General features: G+C 65.6%; 16 protein-coding genes and 1 riboswitch. Of the genes, 14 read left to right on the top strand and 2 right to left on the bottom strand.

Annotated features, from left to right (window positions below; genetic code table 11):
* The 5 genes from J0I42_RS11695 to J0I42_RS11675 form a co-directional block, all read left to right on the top strand.
* On the top strand, positions 1–1,169 hold a 1,169-nt coding region (locus tag J0I42_RS11695; protein WP_291655007.1), incomplete at its 5' end, for a peptide ABC transporter substrate-binding protein.
* Between the two features lie 140 nt (positions 1,170–1,309).
* On the top strand, positions 1,310–2,269 hold the full coding sequence (locus tag J0I42_RS11690; RefSeq protein WP_291655006.1) for an ABC transporter permease: 960 nt from the start codon (positions 1,310–1,312) through the stop codon (positions 2,267–2,269).
* Entirely contained in the window at positions 2,235–3,176 is a 942-nt protein-coding gene (locus J0I42_RS11685) for an ABC transporter permease (protein WP_291655005.1), read from the top strand. The genes J0I42_RS11690 and J0I42_RS11685 overlap by 35 nt, the downstream gene beginning before the upstream one ends.
* Before the next feature lie 18 nt (positions 3,177–3,194).
* The gene (locus J0I42_RS11680; RefSeq protein WP_291655004.1) at positions 3,195–5,045 is read left to right on the top strand and encodes an ABC transporter ATP-binding protein; all 1,851 of its coding nucleotides are present in this window, start codon (positions 3,195–3,197) and stop codon (positions 5,043–5,045) included.
* Between the two features lie 201 nt (positions 5,046–5,246).
* A complete protein-coding gene (locus J0I42_RS11675; protein ID WP_465247676.1) occupies positions 5,247–6,338 on the top strand; it encodes a YeiH family protein in 1,092 nt (363 codons plus the stop codon).
* 134 nt (positions 6,339–6,472) lie between these two features.
* Here the strand turns inward: J0I42_RS11675 and J0I42_RS11670 are convergent, their stop codons facing one another.
* Positions 6,473–6,907, bottom strand: a complete 435-nt coding sequence (locus tag J0I42_RS11670) for a 6,7-dimethyl-8-ribityllumazine synthase (protein WP_291655003.1) — start codon at positions 6,905–6,907, stop codon at positions 6,473–6,475.
* Between the two features lie 77 nt (positions 6,908–6,984).
* A riboswitch (FMN riboswitch) is annotated at positions 6,985–7,129 on the bottom strand.
* Between the two features lie 78 nt (positions 7,130–7,207).
* Positions 7,208–9,247 carry an NAD(+) synthase gene (locus J0I42_RS11665; RefSeq protein ID WP_291655002.1) on the bottom strand — a complete coding sequence of 680 codons (2,040 nt, stop codon included), beginning with the start codon at positions 9,245–9,247 and terminating at the stop codon, positions 7,208–7,210.
* 847 nt (positions 9,248–10,094) lie between these two features.
* Here J0I42_RS11665 and J0I42_RS11660 point away from each other — a divergent pair.
* The 9 genes from J0I42_RS11660 to J0I42_RS11620 all read left to right on the top strand — a co-directional run bounded on the left by J0I42_RS11660 (position 10,095) and on the right by J0I42_RS11620 (position 20,616).
* On the top strand, positions 10,095–11,462 hold the full coding sequence (locus tag J0I42_RS11660; protein WP_291655001.1) for a nucleotide sugar dehydrogenase: 1,368 nt from the start codon (positions 10,095–10,097) through the stop codon (positions 11,460–11,462).
* 35 nt (positions 11,463–11,497) lie between these two features.
* Positions 11,498–12,436: a Gfo/Idh/MocA family oxidoreductase gene (locus J0I42_RS11655; RefSeq protein ID WP_291655000.1), complete on the top strand. Its 939-nt coding sequence runs from the start codon at positions 11,498–11,500 to the stop codon at positions 12,434–12,436.
* A 2-nt stretch (positions 12,437–12,438) separates the two neighbouring features.
* Positions 12,439–13,041, top strand: a complete 603-nt coding sequence (locus tag J0I42_RS11650; protein ID WP_291654999.1) for an acyltransferase — start codon at positions 12,439–12,441, stop codon at positions 13,039–13,041.
* Positions 13,041–14,198 (top strand): DegT/DnrJ/EryC1/StrS family aminotransferase, encoded by a 1,158-nt coding sequence (locus J0I42_RS11645; protein ID WP_291654998.1) that lies wholly within the window; start codon positions 13,041–13,043, stop codon positions 14,196–14,198. Before J0I42_RS11650 ends, J0I42_RS11645 begins: the two co-directional genes overlap by 1 nt.
* The gene (locus J0I42_RS11640; protein WP_291654997.1) at positions 14,195–15,292 is read left to right on the top strand and encodes a glycosyltransferase family 4 protein; all 1,098 of its coding nucleotides are present in this window, start codon (positions 14,195–14,197) and stop codon (positions 15,290–15,292) included. Before J0I42_RS11645 ends, J0I42_RS11640 begins: the two co-directional genes overlap by 4 nt.
* A complete protein-coding gene (locus J0I42_RS11635; RefSeq protein ID WP_291654996.1) occupies positions 15,289–16,482 on the top strand; it encodes a glycosyltransferase in 1,194 nt (397 codons plus the stop codon). The genes J0I42_RS11640 and J0I42_RS11635 overlap by 4 nt, the downstream gene beginning before the upstream one ends.
* Positions 16,483–16,580: 98 nt before the next feature.
* Positions 16,581–18,470, top strand: a complete 1,890-nt coding sequence (asnB, locus tag J0I42_RS11630; protein WP_291654995.1) for an asparagine synthase (glutamine-hydrolyzing) — start codon at positions 16,581–16,583, stop codon at positions 18,468–18,470.
* A gap of 12 nt (positions 18,471–18,482) precedes the next feature.
* On the top strand, positions 18,483–19,301 hold the full coding sequence (locus J0I42_RS11625) for an ABC transporter permease (protein ID WP_291654994.1): 819 nt from the start codon (positions 18,483–18,485) through the stop codon (positions 19,299–19,301).
* Complete coding sequence (locus J0I42_RS11620) at positions 19,294–20,616, top strand: ABC transporter ATP-binding protein (RefSeq protein WP_291654993.1); 1,323 nt, start codon at positions 19,294–19,296, stop codon at positions 20,614–20,616. Before J0I42_RS11625 ends, J0I42_RS11620 begins: the two co-directional genes overlap by 8 nt.
* Positions 20,617–20,620 lie beyond the last annotated feature (4 nt).

The following is a 20,620-nucleotide window of genomic DNA, read 5'->3' as shown; positions in this document are numbered from 1 at the left end:
TCCCGAAGCACCATTTCGGCGAGTACAAGGGCGCGAAGTCGCGCGAGGCTCCGGCCAACCTGAAGCCCGTCGGTACCGGCCCCTACAAGTTCGCGGACTTCAAGCCGGGCGACATCCTGACCGGCACCCGCAACGAGGATTACCACGTCAAGATCCAGCCGCATTTCGACACGATCGAGGTGAAGGGCGGCGGTGACGCGGTCTCGGCGGCGCGCGCCGTCCTGCAGACCGGCGAATACGACTACGCCTGGAACCTGCAGGTCGAGGACGAGGTCCTCAAGCGCATGGAGACCGGCGGACGCGGCAAGATCAGCGCCGTTCCCTCGGGCGATATCGAGTTCATCATCCTGAACACGACGGACCCGTGGACCGAGGTCGATGGCGAACGCTCGAGCGTCAAGACCAAGCACCCGACGCTCAGCGACCCGGCCGTGCGCCAGGCGATCAACCTGCTGATCGACCGCGATTCGATCCAGAAGTTCATCTATGGCCGCGGCGGCACCGCGACCGCGAGCTTCGTCAACGAACCCAAGCAGTTCAAGTCGACCAAGCTCAAGTACGAGTTCAACATCGACAAGGCCAACAAGATCCTCGACGACGCCGGCTGGAAGAAGGGCTCGGACGGCATTCGCGAGAAGGACGGCAAGAAGCTCAAATACGTCTACCAGACCTCGATCAACGCCCCCCGCCAGAAGACCCAGGCCATCATCAAGCAGGCGTGCCAGCGCGCCGGCATCGACCTGGAACTGAAGTCGGTCACCGCTTCGGTGTTCTTCTCGTCGGACGTTGCCAACCCCGACACCTACACCAAGCTGTACTGCGACATCGAGATGTACACGACGACGCAGACGCAGCCCGATCCGGAGCGCTTCCTCAACCAGTTCGTCTCCTGGGAGGTCGCGACCAAGGAGAACAAGTGGCTGGGCCGCAACGTCTCGCGCTACTCCGACCCGGAGGCCGACAAGGCCTACAAGGCCGCGCAGAAGGAGCTCGATCCGGCCAAGCGCGCCGCGCTGCTGATCAAGGTCAACGAGATCTTCTGCGAGGCCAACGTCATCCTGCCGATCCTGTCGCGCACCCGTGTGGCGGCTTCGCTGAACAACCTGTCGCATGACCACAGCGGCTGGGACGTCGATAGCTGGAACATCGCGGCCTGGTATCGCAGCTAACCGCCCGCTTTCCCGTCACGGCGGCCCTGCCGTGACGGGAGAAAACGCGTCGGCCCGCGCCTGCGGCTTCGTCAGCCACAGGGCGGGCCGACCGCCATCAAAACAGTCCGCGGCCCTGCCGTGCGTACAGAGACCACTTCATGGCGACATATCTCATCCGGCGGCTGTTGATCGCCATTCCAAGTTTGCTCGGCATCAGCGTCATCCTGTTCACGATCCTGGCGCTCGCACCGGGCGATCCGTTTTCGGAAATGGCGACGAATCCGAACGTTCCGCCCGAGGTACGCGAGGCACTGCGCGCCAGCTTCGGCCTCAACGACCCCATCATGGTGCGCTACCTGCGCTGGCTGTCGAACATGGCTCAGGGCGACTGGGGCTTCTCCTTCGCCAGCCGCATCAATGTCGACGACCTGATCCTGCAGCGGGTCCCGACCACCCTCTTCGTCGTCGGCTCCTCGCAGATCCTGGCGCTGTGCGTCGCGCTGCCTGTCGGCATCTTCGCGGCGACGCGGCCCTATTCGGTCTTCGACCAGATCGCCAACACGCTCGCCTTCGTCGGCTTCTCGCTGCCGACCTTCTTCACCGGCCTGCTCTTCATCCTGATCTTCTCGGTCACGCTCGACTGGTTCCCCTTCGTCTATCGCTCCGACATCGCAGCGACGGGCTGGCGCTGGTACTGGGAGATGTTCCGCCAGGCGATCATGCCGATCATGGTGCTCGGCCTGTTCCAGGCGGCCTCCTACACGCGGTATGTCCGCTCGGCCGTGCTCGACGTCATCCGGCTCGACTACGTCACCACGGCGCGCGCCAAGGGCCTCAGCGAGCGCAAGGTCACGCTCCGGCACATCACGCGCAATGCGCTGATTCCGGTCGTGACGCTGGTCGCGCTGCAGATGCCGGCCGTGTTCGGAGGCGCCATCGTCACCGAGCAGATCTTCCGTATTCCGGGTATCGGATCGCTGCTGATCGACGCGATCCTCGCCAACGACACCCCGGTGATCATGGCCGTGACGTTCGTGTTCTCCTGCCTGGTCGTTCTTTTCAATCTCATCGCGGACCTTCTTTATGGCTGGCTCGACCCTCGCATCTCCTTCGGCTAATCCGGCCGGAGGCGCCGTCGTGGCCAAAGCGGCGGTCTCGCCGGCGCGCGAAACCTGGCGGCGCTTCCGTCGCCACCGCCTGGCCATGGCGAGCACGGTCGTGCTCGGCCTGCTCATCCTCGGGGTCATCATCGGCCCCTGGCTCTGGCCCGTGGCGATCAACGAAATCGACTTCTCGGCGCAGCTCCAGGGGCCATCCTGGGCTCATCCGCTCGGCACCGACGATCTCGGCCAGGATATCCTGGCGCGGATGATGTATGGCGGGCGCATCTCGCTCGCCGTCGGCCTCGCCGCGATGGTGGTGGCGACGATCGTCGGCGTCCTGATCGGCGCGCTTGCGGGCATGTCGCGCAAATACGCCGATCCGATCCTGATGTGGGTGACGGACCTGTTCCTGTCGCTCCCGCAGCTCCCGCTGCTGCTGCTGATCATCTATCTGTTCCGCGAGCAGCTCAAAGCCGTGTTCGGCGTCGAGGGCGGCGTCTTCGTGCTGATCGTCATCGTCATCGGCGGCCTGCGCTGGATGCCGGTCGCGCGGCTGGTGCGCGCGCAGTTCCTGTCGCTGCGCGAAAAGGAATTCGTCGAGGCGGCCCGCGCCCAGGGCGCGACCAAGTTCCGCCAGATGATGCGGCATATCCTGCCGAACGCGCTGGGGCCCGTCATCGTCGCCTCGACGATCGAGGTGTCCTCGGCGATCATCGCCGAATCGACGCTCTCCTTCCTCGGGCTCGGCTTCCCGCCGGACATCCCGACCTGGGGGCGCCTGCTGTTCGACGCCAAGGACCAGCTCGACACCGCACCGCACTGGGCCCTGTTCCCAGGCGCCGCAATTTTCCTTACCGTGCTCTCGATCAACTTCATCGGCGACGGCCTGCGCGATGCGCTCGACCCGCGTCGTGTCATCTAATCCAGCGAAGGGCCTGACATGAGCTCACCGATCCTGACCGTCTCGAACCTCACCACCTCCTTCCGCGTGGAAGGGCAGTGGAAATCGGTCGTCCGCAACCTTTCCTTCGACATCAAGCCGAAGGAGACGCTGGCGGTCGTCGGCGAATCCGGCTCCGGCAAGAGCGTGACCGCGCTGTCGATCATGCGCCTGACCCCACCGCAGTCGAGCAAGATCGAGGGTTCGATCAAGCTCAACGGCAAGGAGCTGCTGACGCTGCCGGATGCGGAGATGCGCCATATCCGCGGCAACGAGATCGCGATGATCTTCCAGGAGCCGATGACCTCGCTGAACCCGGTGCTGACCATCGGCTTCCAGATCGCGGAAGCCCTGATCCTGCATCGCGGCCTGTCGCGTTCGGAAGCCGAGGCGGAAACGATCCGCCTGCTTGAGAAGGTCCGCATCCCCGCGGCAAAGTCCCGCTTCCACGAGTATCCGCACCGCTTCTCGGGCGGCATGCGCCAGCGCGTGATGATCGCGATGGCCCTGGCCTGCAAGCCGAAGCTCCTCATCGCCGACGAGCCGACCACCGCGCTCGACGTGACCATCCAGGCGCAGACCCTCGAGCTGATCAAGACGCTGCAGGACGAGGAGGGCATGTCCGTCCTCTTCATCACCCACGACATGGGCGTCGTTGCCGAGATCGCCGACCGCACGGTCGTCATGTACAACGGCGACGAGGTCGAGACCGGCGCGACCGAGGACATCTTCCGCAGCCCGAAGAAGCCCTACACCAAGGCGTTGATCTCGGCCGTGCCGCGGCTCGGCTCGATGATCGGCAAGGCGCGCCCGATGCGTTTCCCGGTGGTCGACCGCAATACCGGCGAGTCCGACGTGCCGGTCGAGGTTCCGGATACCGTCAAAGCGGCCGAGCGGCCAGTGCTCGAGGTCGCCGGCCTGACCACGCGCTTCGAGATCCGCTCGGGCCTGCTCTCCTCGGTCAAGGGCCGGGTGCACGCGGTCGAGAACGTCTCCTTCAGCCTGATGGCCGGCGAGACGCTGGCGCTGGTCGGCGAATCCGGCTGCGGCAAGTCGACGACCGGCCGCTCGGTGATGCGCCTGATCGAGCCGCTCGCGGGCTCGGTGCTGCTCGACGGCGTCGACGTGCTGAAGCTCAACCAGCATGACCTGCGCGAACAGCGCAAGCGCATGCAGATGATCTTCCAGGACCCGTTCGCCTCGCTGAACCCGCGCATGAACGTCGGTACGGCTGTGGCCGAGCCGCTCCTGATCAACAATCTCGCCAGCCGCTCGGAAGCGCGCGACAAGGTCGCCGACCTCCTGAAGCGCGTCGGCCTGTCGCCCGACATGGCCAACCGCTTCCCGCACGAATTCTCGGGCGGCCAGCGCCAGCGCATCTGCATCGCGCGCGCGCTCGCGGTCGAGCCGCGCCTGATCGTGGCCGACGAAGCGGTCTCGGCGCTCGACGTCTCGGTGAAGGCGCAGGTGGTCAACCTGATGCTGGACCTGCAGGCCCGCATGGGCCTGGGCTATCTCTTCATCTCGCACGACATGGCAGTGGTGGAGCGCGTCAGCCATCGCGTCGCGGTGATGTATCTCGGCGAGATCGTCGAGATCGGCCCGCGCGAGTCGATCTTCCAGAACCCGCAGCACCCCTACACCAAGCGCCTGCTCGCAGCGGTGCCGATCGCCGATCCGGCCCGGCGCCTGCAGAAGCGCCCGGTCTCGAACGACGAGATCAAGAGCCCCGTCCGCCCGGCCGATTACGTTCCGCCGGTGCGCCAGTATCGCGAGGTCTCGCCCGGCCATGCCGTGATGATCTGGGGCGAGGAGTGGGAGAAGAAGGACCCGGCCGCGATCGCGGCCTGAGTCTTCCGGAGCCTGGAACAACCAGCCCGCGGCGCAAGCCGCGGGTTTTTTGTTTCGACGCCCCCTGATCGGAAACGCGACACTCCCGGCAAGCCGAGAAGGGCCATGAATCATTCGGCCTGATAGAACAGAGCGATCGGAACAATGCGATAGACAGCATGATTCTTCTCCGACTAGGACAGGGGAGAAGAAGGTTCTGCCATGGCCGACATGCCCACCACCGCCCCCCTGCCCGCGCCGTTCCGTTCCGCCTTCCGGGGAATGGTTCGAATTCTGCCCGGATTGGTTCTCTGTGCCGCGATCAGCGGGCTGGCCTTCGCCCTCGAGCATCTCGAAGCCCTGGCCACCGGCCGCGCCTGGCTCGAGGCGCTGGTGCTGGCGATCCTGATCGGCACTGCCATCCGCACTGTCTGGACGCCCTCCGATCTCTGGCGCCCGGGCATCGCCTTCTCCGCGAAGATGGTGCTGGAAATCGCCATCGTGCTGCTCGGCGCATCCCTGAACGTAGCGATGATCGTCGCCGCCGGGCCGGCCCTGCTCGCCGGAATTGCGGTGGTGGTCGCGATGGCGCTCGTCATCAGCTTCCTTCTGGGCCGGGCGCTCGGCTTGCCGAAGCGCATGGCGGTCCTCGTCGCCTGCGGCAATTCGATCTGCGGCAACTCCGCCATCGCCGCCGTGGCGCCGGTGATCGGCGCAGACGGCAAGGACGTGGCCGCTTCGATCGCCTTCACGGCGGTGCTGGGCGTGCTGGTCGTGCTCGGGCTGCCGCTTCTCGTGCCGCTCCTGCGCCTGAGCGAGATCCAGTACGGCGTTCTCGCGGGGCTTACGGTCTATGCCGTGCCGCAGGTCCTCGCCGCGACGGCCCCTGTCGCGGCGGCGAGCGTCCAGATCGGCACGCTCGTCAAGCTCGTCCGCGTCCTCATGCTCGGCCCCGTCGTGCTCGCGCTCTCCATCCTGGGACACCGTTTGCGGGAGGAACAGGAAGGCGGCACGGGCGGCGCCAAGCCGGCGTCGCGTCGCATTGCAGTCAACAAGCTCGTGCCCTGGTTCATCATCGCCTTCCTGGGCATGGCAGCAGTGCGCAGCCACGGCCTCATCCCGGAGGTCGCGCTTGCCCCCATCGCCAAGACCGCGACCGTGCTCACCATCATCTCGATGGCGGCGCTGGGGCTGGGGGTGGATGTCCGCGTCGTCGCCCGCGCCGGCGGGCGGGTCACCGCCGCCGTGACCCTGTCCCTGATCGCCCTGACGGCCGTCAGCCTCGGCCTGATCCGCCTGCTCGGCATCGCCTGAGACCGAACGGCCGAACCGCCGGTACCCGAAACCCGAAACGATCAGCCCGCGGCACAAGCCGCGGGCCCCTTGTCAGTGAAAACAACTGAATCCCTGGCAAGCTGACCGCTTGGTGCGTGCCCTCTCGACCTGGATCAGGCGGCAAGGCGAGCGCGCGTGCGCAGGATCATCAGCGCGGCCTCGGCAGCCTCGCGCCCCTTCGTCACGAAATGCGCCCGGTAAATCTCGCCCTGATGCACACCCTCGCGATAATGATGCGGAGTCAGCGAGACCGACAGGATCGGCACACCCGAGTCCAGGCCGGCGCGCATCAAGCCATCGACCACGGCCTGCGCCACGAATTCGTGGCGATAAATGCCGCCGTCCACGACGAGGGCGGCTGCAATGACGGCTGCATAGCGGCCCGTGGTTGCAAGATCGCGGGCCAGCAATGGCATCTCGAAGGCGCCGGGCACGTCGAATACATCAACCTGATCGGCGGGAATAACCTCACAAAAGCCTTTGAGCGCCTGATCGACGATATCGGCGTGCCAGGCGGCTTTGATGAAAGCGTAGCGGGCGAGTGTCATGGTGATCTCCTTTCGCGACAGACACGTCACCCAAGGCGATCACGAGCCAGCGCCGCGCCGGAAGGCGCGGACGGCGGACACGTTCTCTTTCATCCGGACTATGACCGTCGGCCCAGGCCTCGCACCTGGTCTGCTGACCCCTCCGCAAGGAGGGCGCTCGCGGGCTCGCGGCCAAGGCCGCATACCGCCGGTGGGGAATTCCGCCCCGCCCTGAGAACGCGGCTACGGTAATACGTTCACGCAGAAGGCGACAAGGCCCCGCCGGCGGCAACGAGGGCCAGCAGCACACCCGGCCTGCCCTCAATCGGGGATGCGTTCCCAGTCCTCGAGCCAGGGCGCGGCGGAGGCGTCGCTCGGCGCGCGCCAGTCGCCGCGTGGCGAGAGCGAACCGCCGGAGGAGACCTTCGGGCCGTTCGGCACGGCCGAGCGCTTGAACTGGCTGGTCTCGAAGAAGCGGCGGATGAAGACGCCGAGCCAGCGCTTGATCACCGGCAGGTCATAGGCGACGCGCTTGCCCGCCTCCATGTTGGGCGGCCAGTCACCGGCCGCGGCATCGCGCCAGGCGTGCTCGGAGAGGAAGGCGATCTTGCTCGGCCGGAAGCCGTAGCGCGTCGTGTAGAACAGGTTGAAATCCTGCAGCGCGTAGGGGCCGACGAAATCCTCGGTCTTCTGGGCCGGCTTGTCGCCGTCGCCCGGCACCAGTTCCGGCGAGATCTCGGTCGCGAGGATGTCGAGCATCACGTCCGACGCCTCCGCCCCGAAACGACCGGACTGGGCGACCCAGCGGATCAGATGCTGGATCAGCGTCTTCGGCACGGAGCCGTTGACGTTGTAATGCGACATGTGATCGCCGACGCCATAAGTGCACCAGCCGAGTGCCAGCTCCGAGAGATCGCCAGTGCCCATGACCAGCGCATTGTGGCGGTTGGCGAGGCGGAACAGCACCGAGGTGCGCGCACCGGCCTGCACGTTCTCGAAGGTGATGTCGTAGACGGGCTCGCCCTTGGCGAAGGGATGGCCGATATCGATCAGCATCTGCCGGCAGGCCGGGGTCATGTCGATCTCCTCGGCGCTGACGCCGAGCGCCCGCATCAGCCGCCAGGCATTGTCCTTGGTGTCCTTGCTCGTCGCGAAGGCCGGCAGCGTATAGGCGAGGATGTTTTTGCGCGGGAGCCCCAGCGCGTCGAAGGTGTGGGCCGCGACGATCAGGGCCTGCGTCGAATCGAGACCGCCGGAGATGCCGATCACCACCTTGTCGAGCCGCGTGCTCTCCAGCCGCTTGCGCAGGCCATGTGACTGGATGTTGTAGGCCTCGAAGCAGAGCTCGTTCAGCCTTGCGTCGTCATTGGGCACGAAGGGGAAGCGATCGACCTCGCGGGCGAGGCCGAGATCGCTGTCACGATCCGGCTCCAGCGCGAAGGCGATGCGGCGGAAGCCGAGCCTGTCGCGATTGAGATCGGCGCTGTCGCCGAAGGTGTTCTGGCGGATGCGATCCATCGCCAGCCGTTCGAGATCGACATCGGCGAGGATGAGCTGCGGCTCGGCGGCGAAGCGTTCGGCTTCGGCGAGCAGCACGCCGTTCTCGTAGATCATCGCCTGCCCATCCCAGGCGAGATCCGTGGTCGACTCTCCCGTACCGGCGGCAGAATAGGCATAGGCCGCGATGCAGCGGCCCGAATGAGCCTTGCAGAGCGCGTGGCGCCAGTCCGACTTGCCGATGGTGACGTTCGAAGCCGAGAGATTGAGCAGCAGGGTCGCGCCGGCGAGCGCGGCATAGGACGAGGGCGGGATCGGGGTCCAGACATCCTCGCAGATCTCCATATGGACGGTGAGATCGGGAATATCGGTCGCCGTCAGCAGGATGTCGGTGCCGAACGGCACCTCCTGCCCGCACAGATCGATATAGAGTGCGCCGGCTCGTTCGCCGGAAGCGAATTGCCGGCGCTCGTAGAACTCGCGATAGTTCGGCAGATAGGTCTTAGGGACAGCAGCGACGATGCGGCCGCGATGGATCGCGACGGCGCAGTTGAACAGCCGCCCCTCGACCCGCAAGGGCGCCCCGACCACCGCGACGCAGCGCAGACTCCGGCTTTCGGCGACCAGTCGCGCCAGCGCCTCCTTCACCGCGTCGAGCAGGGCGTTCTGCTGCAGCAGGTCGTCGATGGCATAGGCGCTGATGCCGAGCTCCGGGAACAGGCAGAGCGAGGCTCCCCCCTCCTCCGCCCGCCGCAACAGGGCAATGGTCTCGGCCACGTTGAAAGCCGGATCGGCGACCTTCAACCGCGGCGCGGCGCCGGCGATGCGGACGAGGCCGTGAGCGTGGATATTGCGGAAACTCATACAGACCTCTCGCAGCAAACCTGCTCTGCGATCTTCAGCCGAGCAAGGCATGCACCATCATAGCTGTCGACCGGCCAGCAAGTATGCTCCGGGGGCAACGACAGACCATATATGAGCCGTTCTCGCTGTTCAGCAGGGAACCGTTCAGAATCACGCGCGTATCTTCGATGTCGAAGGAGTCTTGTCTATGCGATCTTTCTTGCGGAACGTCGCCCTCGCCGCATTCGCGCTTTGGGCATCACAGGCCAATGCGCTGCCACTAGCGGGGATGCCCATCGGCTCTGACATTACCGAGGTCCAACTGCAGTGCACGGCCGCGAGCTGCATCGATCCCCGAACCGGCGTCTATACGCAGTCGACCTGTGACCGCTACGGCTGCCGCCCGATCGGCGGCCCTGTCGGCCGGATCGGTGGTCCCGCCTACGGCGCCCCCCCACCGCAGCGTCAATGGGGCGGCGGAGGCTATGGAGGCGGAGGTTATGGCGGCGGAGGCTTCGACTGCAACCAGAATCGCTGCATCGACGGCAATGGGCGCGTCTGGGAGAGCACCTGCAATCGTCGCGGATGCCGGCCTCTCCGGCCCGCCCGTGGATCGCGGTGGTAGTCACACGGCGTCTCCAGCTCGATATCGCTTCGCCGTCTTCAACAATGCGTACCGGGTTTCGGGCCGAGCAGAGACCGGAACCCGGCTTTCGCTCGCATAGCGACCACAGCTTTTTTCGACACTGCCACGTTGCTTCGCCACGCTCGCTGCGTAGGCTGGTTGACATCTTTCTAAGGCAGTTGCAAAGCCACCCATATCTTTGCTTACCGCATCCAGCGCGCCTTCCCACGCAGAAAGCCGGTCATGTCTTCCTCGCCGACGTCGTCCGTTTCCGACAGGTCCGCGACGCTGAGCGATCAGCTCACGCAGATCGCTGACAAGGACTATCGCATCGGCATCATCGGCCTCGGCTATGTCGGTATCCCGCTGGCGCTGACCGCCTGCAAGGCCGGTTTCCCGGTCGTGGGCTTCGACATCGATGCCAAGCGCGTCGCGCAAATCAATCGCGGCGAGAGCTTCATCAAGCATATCCCGACCGAGGCCATCGCTGCCGCGATCAAGGAGGACCGTTTCCGGGCGACGACCGATTTCGACGAGCTTCGCGACGTCGACGCCATCATCATCGCCGTGCCGACACCGCTGACCAAGCATCGCGAGCCCGATCTGAGCTATGTCGAGGCGACGGCACGTGCGATCGCACCGCGCCTGCGCAAGGGCCATCTCGTCGTGCTGGAATCGACGACCTGGCCGGGCACGACCGACGAGATCATGCGCCCCATCTTCGAGAAGACCGGCCTGAAAAGCGGCGTCGATTTCTACCTCGCCTTCTCGCCCGAGCGCGAGGACCCCGGCAATCCGCATTTCGGCACCTCGACCATCCCGAAGGTCGTCGGTGGTGACGGGGCTGATGCCCTGAAGCTGGCCAACGCAGTCTATGCCGCCCTCGTGGTCAAGACAGTACCGGTCTCCTCCTCGGCGACCGCCGAGGCCGTCAAGCTGACCGAGAACATTTTCCGCGCCGTCAATATCGCGCTCGTGAACGAGCTCAAGGTCATCTACGGCAAGATGGGTATCGATGTCTGGGAGGTGATCGATGCCGCCAAGACCAAGCCCTTCGGCTTCATGCCGTTCTATCCGGGCCCCGGCCTCGGCGGGCACTGCATCCCGATCGACCCGTTCTACCTGACCTGGAAGGCGCGCGAGTTCGACGTCACAACCCGCTTTATCGAACTCGCGGGACAGATCAACACGGCCATGCCGCACTGGGTGGTGGACCGCATTGCCGAGGCGCTCGACCGCCAGCAGGGCCGCGGCTTGAACAAGGCGAAAATCCTGGTGATGGGCATCGCCTACAAGAAGAACATCGACGACATGCGCGAAAGCCCCTCGCTGCGCCTGATCGAATTGCTGGAGGAGCGCGGCGCCAGGGCCGACTATCACGACCCGCATGTGCCAGTGATCCCGCCGACCCGCGAACATGCGAACCTGACCGGCCGCGCCTCGATTGCGCTTTCTCCGGAGACGATCAAGAGCTATGACGCCGTGCTGATCGCGACGGACCATGACGCGGTCGACTACAAGGCGCTGGTCGCTGCGGCCCATCTTGTGGTCGATACGCGCAACGCCTGCGCCAAGGCCGGCCTGACCGGCGACAATATCGTCAAGGCCTGAGCCGGAACGCCTCAGGAAACGCCAGAGAACATGCCATGACGTCATTCGCGCTGATCGGTGCCGCCGGCTATATCGCGCCGCGCCATATGAAGGCCATCAAGGCCGTGGGCGGCAATCTCAAGGTCGCCTTCGATCCCAACGATTCCGTGGGGATCATCGACAGCCACTTCCCGCAGGCGCATTTCTTCACCGAGTTCGAACGCTTCGACCGCCATGTCGACAAGTTGCGCCGCCGCGACGAACGCATCGACTATGTCTCGATCTGCTCGCCGAACTACCTGCACGACGCCCATATCCGCTTCGGCCTGCGCGCCGGTAGCGACGTGATCTGCGAGAAGCCGCTCGTCCTCAACCCCTGGAACATCGACGGGCTGATCGAGATCGAGCGCGACTCGGGCCGCAAGGTCAACACCATCCTGCAGTTGCGCCTGCACCCGGCGATCCAGGCGCTCAAGGAGCGCATCGCCACCTCCAACGAGCGCCATTCGGTCGACCTGACCTACATCACCTCGCGCGGGCGCTGGTACCATGCCTCCTGGAAAGGCGACGATGCCAAGTCCGGCGGCGTCGCCACCAATATCGGCGTGCATTTCTTCGACATGCTGGCCTATGTCTTCGGCCCGCTGCAGTCGCAGAGCGCGAGCCTGCGCGAGGCCGAGCGGGCCGGCGGCCTGCTCTCCTATGAGAAAGCCGATGTGCGCTGGTTCCTCTCCGTCGATGCCAACGACCTGCCCGACAGCGTCAAGGGCCAGAAGACGACCTATCGCTCGATCACGGTGGATGGCGAAGAGGTCGAGTTCTCCGAAGGATTCACCGACCTGCATACCCGCAGCTACGAGGAGATCCTCGCCGGCAAGGGCTATGGCCTCGAGGATGTCCGCTTCTCGATCGAGGTCGTCTCGCAGTTCCGCAACGCGCCTGTCGTGACGCACGGCGAGACGCATCCCTTCGTCGCCAAATACCTCAAGGGCTGACGATGGCCGGCGCGTCCCAGATGCGGGAAGATCCGCGTTTCCCGGGCGCGCTCGTGCATGAGAGCGCCTATGTCGACGAGGGCGCGACGCTCGGCACCGGCACCAAGATCTGGCACTTCGTGCATGTGCTCGGCCAGACCACGATCGGCCGCGACTGCGTGCTTGGCCAGAACGTGATGGCCGGGCCGCGGGTAACCATCGGCGACGGCTGCAAGATCCAGAACAACGTCGCACTCTATGACGGTGTCGAGCTGGAGGCGGACGTGTTCTGCGGCCCGTCCTGCGTCTTCACCAATGTCAACAATCCGCGCGCCTTCATGAACCGCAAGGCAGAGTTCCGCCGCACGCTGGTGAAGCGCGGCGCGAGCATCGGGGCGAACGCGACCATCGTCTGCGGGCACACGCTCGGCGCGTATTGCTTCATTGCCGCCGGCGCGGTGGTGACCAAGAATGTGCCGGACTATGCTCTGATGGCCGGGGTGCCGGCGCGCCGGATCGGCTGGATGAGCAAGGCCGGCGAGAGGCTCGGGCCCGACCTGACCTGCCCACTGACCGGAACGCGCTACCGGGAAACCGCACCGGAGCAGCTTGAGGAGATTGCCTGATGAGCGAGCGTCCCGTGATCGAGTTCATCGACCTCAAGGCCCAGCGCCAGTACATCGGCAAGGCGATGGACGAGGCGATCCTCAAGGTCGTCCATGATGGCAACTACATCCTCGGCCAGCAGGTCCAGCAGTTCGAGACCGAGCTCGCCGCTTTCTGCGGTGCGAAACATGCGATCGGAGTCGCCAACGGCACCGATGCGCTGATCCTCGTGCTCGAAGCGCTCGGCATCGGCCCCGGCGACGCGGTGATCTGCCCAAGTTTCACCTTCGCAGCGACTGCCGAGGTCGTCGCCTGGATGGGCGCTACACCCGTCTTCGCCGAGATCGACGAAGCGACCTACAATATCGACCCGAAGAGCCTCGGCGCCGCCCTCGAGACGGCGAAGCAGCACAAGCTCAACCCGCGCGCCCTGATCAGCGTCGATCTCTTCGGCCAGGCCTGCGACTACGAGCCGATCGAGGCCTTCTGCAAGCAGAACGGCCTCGTCCTGATCTCGGATTCCGCGCAGGGCTACGGCGCCCGCTACAAGGGCCGCGTCGCAGGCGCAATCGGCGATTTCGTCACGACCAGCTTCTTCCCGGCCAAGCCGCTCGGCTGCTATGGCGACGGCGGCGCGATCCTGACCGACAGCGACGAGCATGCGGCACTGCTGATGTCGCTGCGCTTCCACGGCAAGGGCTCGTACAAGTACGACAATGTCCGCGTCGGCGTGAATTCGCGATTAGACACCATCCAGGCCGCCGTTCTGATCGAGAAGCTCAAGGTCTATGCCGAGGAGATCGAGAAGCGGCAGGTCGTGGCGGCCCGCTACACCGCCGCCCTCAAGGACGTCGTGATCACACCCCACGTCATGGCGGACTGCGTCTCGACCTGGGCCCAGTACACGATCCGCGTCGATGCCGATCGCCGCGACGCCTTCCAGGCGGCGCTGAAGGCCAAGGGTGTGCCGACGACTGTCTATTACCCGAAGCCGCTGCACCTGCAGACCGCCTACAAACATTATCCCGTAGCCGGGAACGGCCTGCCGATCTCGGAGAGCGCCGCGCAGGAAGTCGTTGCCCTGCCGATGCATCCCTATCTCGACGAAGAGACGCAGGATTACATCATCGCACAGGTTCTGGAGGCTCTGGCCGCACCGTCGGCCGCGGTGGCATGAGCCGGCAGAAGCGTCTTGCTTATCTGGCGCTGGAAAACCCGCGACCCGGCCAGGCCGCGCATACGCATGTCCACGCCATCATCGGCGAACTGAGAGCGCTCGGCTGGAACGTCTCTCTCTTTACCGCCGCGAAGAGCGGCGCCTCCGGCCGCGCCTCGTTCCCGGTTCGGCTCATGTCGCAGCTCGCCGCGCAGGCCTCCCTGCTGATGAGGGCTGCACGTTACCGCGTCGTCTTCGTGAGAGGGCATTGCATGGCGGCGCCGGCCGCGCTCATCCTGCGGCTTCTCGGCAAGACCGTCGTCCACGAGATCAACGGCACCACGCGCGATATCGTCGTCACCTATCCGGCACTGCGGCGGCTTTATCCGGTTTTCGCCTGGCTCGATCGCATCCAGCACAAGAAGGCGGATCATCTTTTCGCCGTGACGGAAGCACTCGCCCGATGGGCCAGCGATCATGCCGGGCATGACCGGGTTTCGGTCGTGACGAATGCCGCCGATACTGCGCTGTTCAATCCGCAGGGCCCGAAAGCCTCCTTCGATCACCCCTATGTCGTGTTCGTCGGCGGACTGGTGCGCTGGCACGGCATCCAGACGATGCTCGCGGCGATCGATCATCCATCATGGCCCGACGGCGTCCGCCTCGTCATCGCCGGTGACGGCGTCGAGGCTCCCGCCGTCAAGGCCGCCCGGTCGGACCGGCTCACCTATCTCGGCAGGCAAGAGCAGGACGCCATCCCGCCGCTGTACCGGGGAGCGCTGGCCAGCCTCGTCACGATCGAGAATCCCGAGGGGCGCTCCGATTACGGCGTCATGCCACTCAAGCTGTTCGAATCGATGGCCTGCGGCGTCGCCGTCATCGCCAGCGACCTGAAGGGACAGGCGGAGCTGGTGCGCTCCACCGATTGCGGGCTGGTCATTCCCCCGCAAGACCCGGCGGCGCTGGCGGAAACCGTCGCACGCCTGGCCGCTGATCCATCAGCCGCGGCAGCAATGGGTGAACGCGGCGCGACCGAGGCACTTGCTTACCATTCATGGGCGGCGCGTGCCGCAGCGATCGATAGCGTTCTCGCGCAGATCGAGGGCGGGCGATGACAGCCAGGGACCGCCGCCGCTCGGTCGGTATCCTGACCCACACGGCCATTGCCGACGACCCACGGGTTCGCCGGCAGGTGGAGGCTTTCAGCAAGGCCGGCTGGCGTGTTCTCGCTTTCGGCGCCACGGGTGGGCGTGCCGCGCCGCCGGCGGGCGAGCTGCTGGAAGCGCATCTGCCATCCCACGACCGTTCGTTCCGAAGCCGGCTGCGGCGGCTCGTGCGCCTCGGCCGCCTGCAGGTGCAACCGTGGGCGCCGGAGGCCGTCTTCTGGAATCTCCCGGAAAACTACGGTGCCATTCTGGAGCTCGCCGAGCCCTATCGCCCGGATCTCTGGCTGGCGAACGACTGGACCATGCTGCCTCTCGCGACACGGCTGACCGAGAGGGATCGCACCCCTTTCATCTACGACACGCATGAATTCGCCTCGGACGAGTTTCCCGAGAACTGGAAATGGCGGACCTTCATGCGCCCGCTGGTCAGCAAGATCGAAGCGGCCGGCATCGCCCGGGCGGCGGAGATTACCTGCGTTTCCGATGGCATCGCCGACAGGCTGGCGGCCGTCTACGGGCTGGCGCGCCGCCCTGTGGTGGTCCGCAACGTGCCGCGCTACGAGGAGGTGCCGTTCCGCCCGTGCGGCGAGCGCATCAAGGTGCTCTATCATGGGCTGGTGATGCCGAACCGCGGGCTGGAGGCCCTGATCGGCTCCGTCACGCTCTGGCGCGACGCGTTCGAGCTGACGATCCGCGGGCCGGGCAGCGACGCCTATCTCGCCGAACTTCGCCGCCTCGCCGAGGCCGGCAACGTGGCGCAGCGGGTCCATTTCGATCCGCCCGTACCGTTCACGGACCTGGTTCAGGCTGCATCGACGCACGACATCGGCATCTTCGTCCTCTCGCCGCATTCGCACCAGAACCGCTACGTCCTGCCCAACAAGCTATTCGAATACACGATGGCCGGGCTTTGCGTCTGCGTCTCGGATCTCCCGGAAATGGCGGCGGTGGTCGCTCATTATGGCCAGGGCCGCCTGATCCCAGGCCTCTCCGCCACCGACATCGCCACGGTCGTCAACGGACTGGACCGGTCCGCCGTGGAGGAGCACAAGCGCCGCGCGCTCGCCGCCGCCCGGGAATTGAGCTGGGAGCACGAAGAGCGACGCATGATGGAGATCGCGGACGCCCTGACGGCCTAGCCGGCTTCGCTTGAAGAGCGCGGACGCACCGTATAGAAGCTGCCGACTGCGCGGCGCCTTCGTCGCTGCGGCGGCGGAAAAGCAAGCGGAACAGGACGATGTGCGGAATCTGGGCCTCGCTTGGCCTGTCTCCCGACAAGCGGGCGATCGACCTCGTGGCTCACCGAGGCCCTGACGGCGACGGCTGGGAAGAGATCGCGACGCAGGCTGGCCCGCTCGCGCTCGGGCATCGCCGCCTCGCCATCATCGCCCCCGATGCCAGCGGCCTCCAGCCGATGACCTATGACGACCGCTACGTCATCGTCTTCAACGGCGAGATCTACAATTACCGCGAATTGCGCGACGAATTGACCGCGCTTGGGCGCAGCATCCGCACCAAGACCGATACGGAGGTCCTGCTCGCGGCCTATGCCCAATGGGGAGAGGCCTGCCTCTCCCGATGCAACGGCATGTTCGCCTTCGTGCTTTTCGACAAGCAGGCGCAGCGGCTGTTCATCGCGCGCGACCGCTTCGGCGTGAAGCCACTGTACTACTGGGCCTCCCCCAAGGGCATCGCCTTCGCCTCCGAGATCAAGCAGTTCACCGCCGTCGAAGGTTTCCAGGCCCGGCGCGACGAGCGCGGCGCCTGGGACTTCCTCGTCTCCGGCGTGTTCGACCATCGGCGGGAGACGATGTTCTCGGGCGTCCAGCAACTGCGCGGCGGAGAATATCTCTCGATCGACCTCGCGGCCTGGCGGCCCGGCGGCGTTCCCGCCCCCCGCCGCTGGTACGAGCTGCCGCGGCCGGACTCGCTTGCGCTGCCGATGGAGGAGGCGTCGGCCCGCTTCCTCGACCTCATGCGCGACTCGGTGCGTTTGCGCCTCAGGGCGGACGTTCCGGTCGGGACCTGCCTGTCGGGCGGCCTCGATTCATCGACGATCGTCTGCCTGATGAGCGAGTTGATCGCGGACGATCCGAATGCGCAGCAGCATAGCTTCACCTGCGCCTTTGATACGCCCGGCCTCGACGAATGGACCTATGCCAAGGCGGTCAACGAGCAGTGCGGCACGACCAGCCATATCGTCTCGCCGAGCGCCGAGGATCTCTGGGCGGCGATCGATGCGATGATCTGGCATCAGGACGAGCCCTTCGGCTCGACCTCGATCTTCGCCCAATGGTCCGTCTTCGCGGAGGCCCACAAGGCCGGGGTGACGGTCATGCTCGACGGCCAGGGGGCCGACGAGCAGCTCGCGGGCTACCATCCGATGTTCGGCGCCGCTCTCGCGGGCCATCTCAAGAAGCTGCGCCTTCAGCGCTTCGTCAACGAGATCAAGGCCATCCGCCGCCGGCATGGGACCTCGATGGAAAGGCTGACCGGGCTCGTGCTCGCCAGCCTGCTGCCGCGCGGCTGGTTCACGCCGATCCTGAGGCTGACGGGCCGCTCGCCCGCGCCGGCCTGGCTCAACACCGGCTTCACCGCCGCGAACGAGGGCGATCTGCTGGGATCTCTCCGCGTGCCCAGGACGGCCGATGCCTCGCCGCTCGGCGCGCTCTGTGCCCATCAACTGACCACGACGAGCGTCCCGATGCTCTTGCATTTCGAGGATCGCAATTCGATGGCCCATGCGATCGAGGCGCGCGTACCGTTCCTCGACTACCGGCTGGCGGAGCTGACCATCGGCCTCGGCGAAGCGCACAAGCTCGTCGATGGTGAGACGAAGGCGATCCTGCGCCGCGCGATGGAGCCGATCCTTCCCTCGAAGGTCACAAACCGGCAGGACAAGCTCGGCTTCCCGACCCCCGAAGAGGTCTGGTTCAAGGGCCCCTTGCGCGAGCGCATCCTCGCCGCCGCCGACGAGACGGTCGAGGCCTATCCGACGATCTTCAACGCTGATCAGGTCCGGCGTTATGCCCGCGACATGCTCGACGGCCGGGTGCCGTTCTCCTTCGCACTCTGGCGTATCATCTGCTTCGGGCGCTGGGGCCAGCGCTTCGGCGTCGCGGCTTGAAGGCGCAGGTTCATGACACTTGCCCGTAAAGTCGGAGATTTCCTGCTGGCGCCGTGGCAACTGGTCTTCCGGCACCGGGCGATCCTGACCACGACGTCGCTGATCGAGCTGCGCATGATGTATGCGGGATCGGTGCTCGGGCTGGCCTGGGTGATCCTGGCGCCGCTTCTGCTGCTCGCCATCTACACTCTGACCTACGCCTATATCTTCCAGGTTCGCGTCCCCGGACTGACCACCGCGGACTACATCGCCCATGTCTCGGCAGGGCTGATCGCCTTTCTCTCCTTCGCGGGGGCTCTGGCCGGCGGCTCGGTCTCGGTGATCCGCAACAAGCAGATGCTGACCAGCACCGTCTTCCCGCCGGAACTTCTTCCGGTCAGGGCAGTGATCGTCACGCTTCCGCCCCTTCTCGTCGGAGGGCTGGTGATTGCTCTGGGTGCGATGCTCTACGGATCGGCCGACACCAGCGTCCTCGCGCTTCCCGTCGTCATGCTGCTCCAGTTCATGTTCACCTGCGGCATCGTCTGGGTGCTGGCGCTGGTGACCCTGGTGCTGCGGGACATCCAGCATCTCATCCAGTATCTCGTGATCATCCTGCTGATCGTGACGCCGATCGGCTACGTGCTGGAAATGGTCCCGCCGCGGCTGGCGCTGCTGACCTATCTCAATCCGCTGGCCTATTTCGTCCTGTCCTATCAGGAGATCCTCGTGCGCGGCGCCCTTCCGACGGGCAAGCTCGCGACGGCCATGGTCCTCTCGTCGATCCTGTCGTTCTCGGGCGGTTTCTGGCTGTTCCAGCGCGCCAAGCTGGCATTCTACGACTATGCCTGACGCAAGCCCGGCCTTGCGCTTCTCGAATGTCGGCAAGACGTTCCCGCTCTACGAGACGCCGGGGCAGCGGGCGCTGGACGCTTTCGGATTCTATCGGCTGGTGCCGCGTGCGCTGCGGCCGCAATTTCCTTCCTTCGACGCCCTCGCCGATATCAGCTTCTCGGTCAGCAAGGGGGAGCGCGTCGGCGTCATCGGCCGCAACGGCGCTGGCAAGACGAGCCTCCTGAAGCTCGTCACCGACAATTTCAAGCCGAGCCGCGGCACGATCGAGCGGAACGGAACCGTCCACAGCCTCATGCAGACCGGGATCGGCTTCTCGAACGAGATGACGGGGCGGGAGAACATCCATGCCGCCCTCGCCTATAACGGGCTGCCGGAGAGCGAGATGCTCCGCGTCGTCGACGAGATCATCGATTTCTGCGAGCTCGGCGACCATCTCGACCAGCCGCTCAAGACCTATTCGCTCGGCATGGGCTCGAGGCTGCAATTCGCGGTCGCCACGGCGGTCGACCCCGATATCCTGATCATCGACGAGATCCTCGGCGCGGGCGACGTCTATTTCACGCATAAATCCGCCGCCCGGATGAAGGGCTTCGTCGAGCGCGGCGCCACGATGCTGATCGTGTCACATTCGATGCAGCAGATCCTGGAGTTCTGCGATCGCGTGATCTGGCTGGATCGCGGACGCCTCGTCATGGACGGGCCGGCGCTCGAGGTGATCGACGCCTATGAAGTCTATCTGGAGCGACTGTCGCGACTGGGCATCAGCAGCGAGGACCCGCAATCGCGCTTCGAGCCGCCGGCCTCCTCCGACGAGATGAAGACACGGCTTGGCGACGGCCGCCACGTCTACCGCTGGCCGGGCAAGAAGGGGGTCAAGATCGACAGCCTGAGCCTGGAGAACGAACTGGGACCGACGAACAAGTTCCGGCCCGGCGAGCCGCTGAAGGTCGGCCTCTCGATCGTGGCGGAAGAAGACGGCGACTATATCTGCCGCTATGTGATCACGCTCTGGACCGCGGCCGGACGGCGGGTGGGCAGGATCGAGAACGACGTGGACCGCTTCACTCTGGTGGCCGGCGAACGCCGCAGCATCCGCTTCGAGACGCCGGCGCAAGTCCTGACCCGCGGCCGCTATTTCGTGTCGTTTTCCGTCTACGATGTCGACAAGCACGGCTCGGCTGCAGCTCAGGAGGCCCGGTACGACGTGCTGGCGCATGCGCTCGACTTCGAGGTCGTGCCCCCGGGCGGCGATGACGATTTTCTGATACGGCATCCCCTGCAGGTCTCGCTCGCTCGACCCGCACGACATTAAGGTT

This window comes from Allobosea sp., assembly GCF_017308015.1.
Lineage (GTDB): Bacteria > Pseudomonadota > Alphaproteobacteria > Rhizobiales > Beijerinckiaceae > Allobosea.
This window is presented reverse-complemented; position numbering and strand designations above follow the sequence as displayed.

Excerpts from the sequence above, each read along its gene's own strand:
- J0I42_RS11690 (WP_291655006.1), top strand. The coding sequence starts at position 1,310 with ATGGCGACATATCTCATCCGGCGGCTGTTGATCGCCATTCCAAGTTTG.
- J0I42_RS11685 (WP_291655005.1), top strand. The coding sequence starts at position 2,235 with ATGGCTGGCTCGACCCTCGCATCTCCTTCGGCTAATCCGGCCGGAGGC.
- J0I42_RS11680 (WP_291655004.1), top strand. The coding sequence starts at position 3,195 with ATGAGCTCACCGATCCTGACCGTCTCGAACCTCACCACCTCCTTCCGC.
- J0I42_RS11675 (WP_465247676.1), top strand. The coding sequence starts at position 5,247 with ATGGCCGACATGCCCACCACCGCCCCCCTGCCCGCGCCGTTCCGTTCC.
- J0I42_RS11670 (WP_291655003.1), bottom strand. The coding sequence starts at position 6,907 with ATGACACTCGCCCGCTACGCTTTCATCAAAGCCGCCTGGCACGCCGAT.
- J0I42_RS11665 (WP_291655002.1), bottom strand. The coding sequence starts at position 9,247 with ATGAGTTTCCGCAATATCCACGCTCACGGCCTCGTCCGCATCGCCGGC.
- J0I42_RS11660 (WP_291655001.1), top strand. The coding sequence starts at position 10,095 with ATGTCTTCCTCGCCGACGTCGTCCGTTTCCGACAGGTCCGCGACGCTG.
- J0I42_RS11655 (WP_291655000.1), top strand. The coding sequence starts at position 11,498 with ATGACGTCATTCGCGCTGATCGGTGCCGCCGGCTATATCGCGCCGCGC.
- J0I42_RS11650 (WP_291654999.1), top strand. The coding sequence starts at position 12,439 with ATGGCCGGCGCGTCCCAGATGCGGGAAGATCCGCGTTTCCCGGGCGCG.
- J0I42_RS11645 (WP_291654998.1), top strand. The coding sequence starts at position 13,041 with ATGAGCGAGCGTCCCGTGATCGAGTTCATCGACCTCAAGGCCCAGCGC.
- J0I42_RS11640 (WP_291654997.1), top strand. The coding sequence starts at position 14,195 with ATGAGCCGGCAGAAGCGTCTTGCTTATCTGGCGCTGGAAAACCCGCGA.
- J0I42_RS11635 (WP_291654996.1), top strand. The coding sequence starts at position 15,289 with ATGACAGCCAGGGACCGCCGCCGCTCGGTCGGTATCCTGACCCACACG.
- asnB (WP_291654995.1), top strand. The coding sequence starts at position 16,581 with ATGTGCGGAATCTGGGCCTCGCTTGGCCTGTCTCCCGACAAGCGGGCG.
- J0I42_RS11625 (WP_291654994.1), top strand. The coding sequence starts at position 18,483 with ATGACACTTGCCCGTAAAGTCGGAGATTTCCTGCTGGCGCCGTGGCAA.
- J0I42_RS11620 (WP_291654993.1), top strand. The coding sequence starts at position 19,294 with ATGCCTGACGCAAGCCCGGCCTTGCGCTTCTCGAATGTCGGCAAGACG.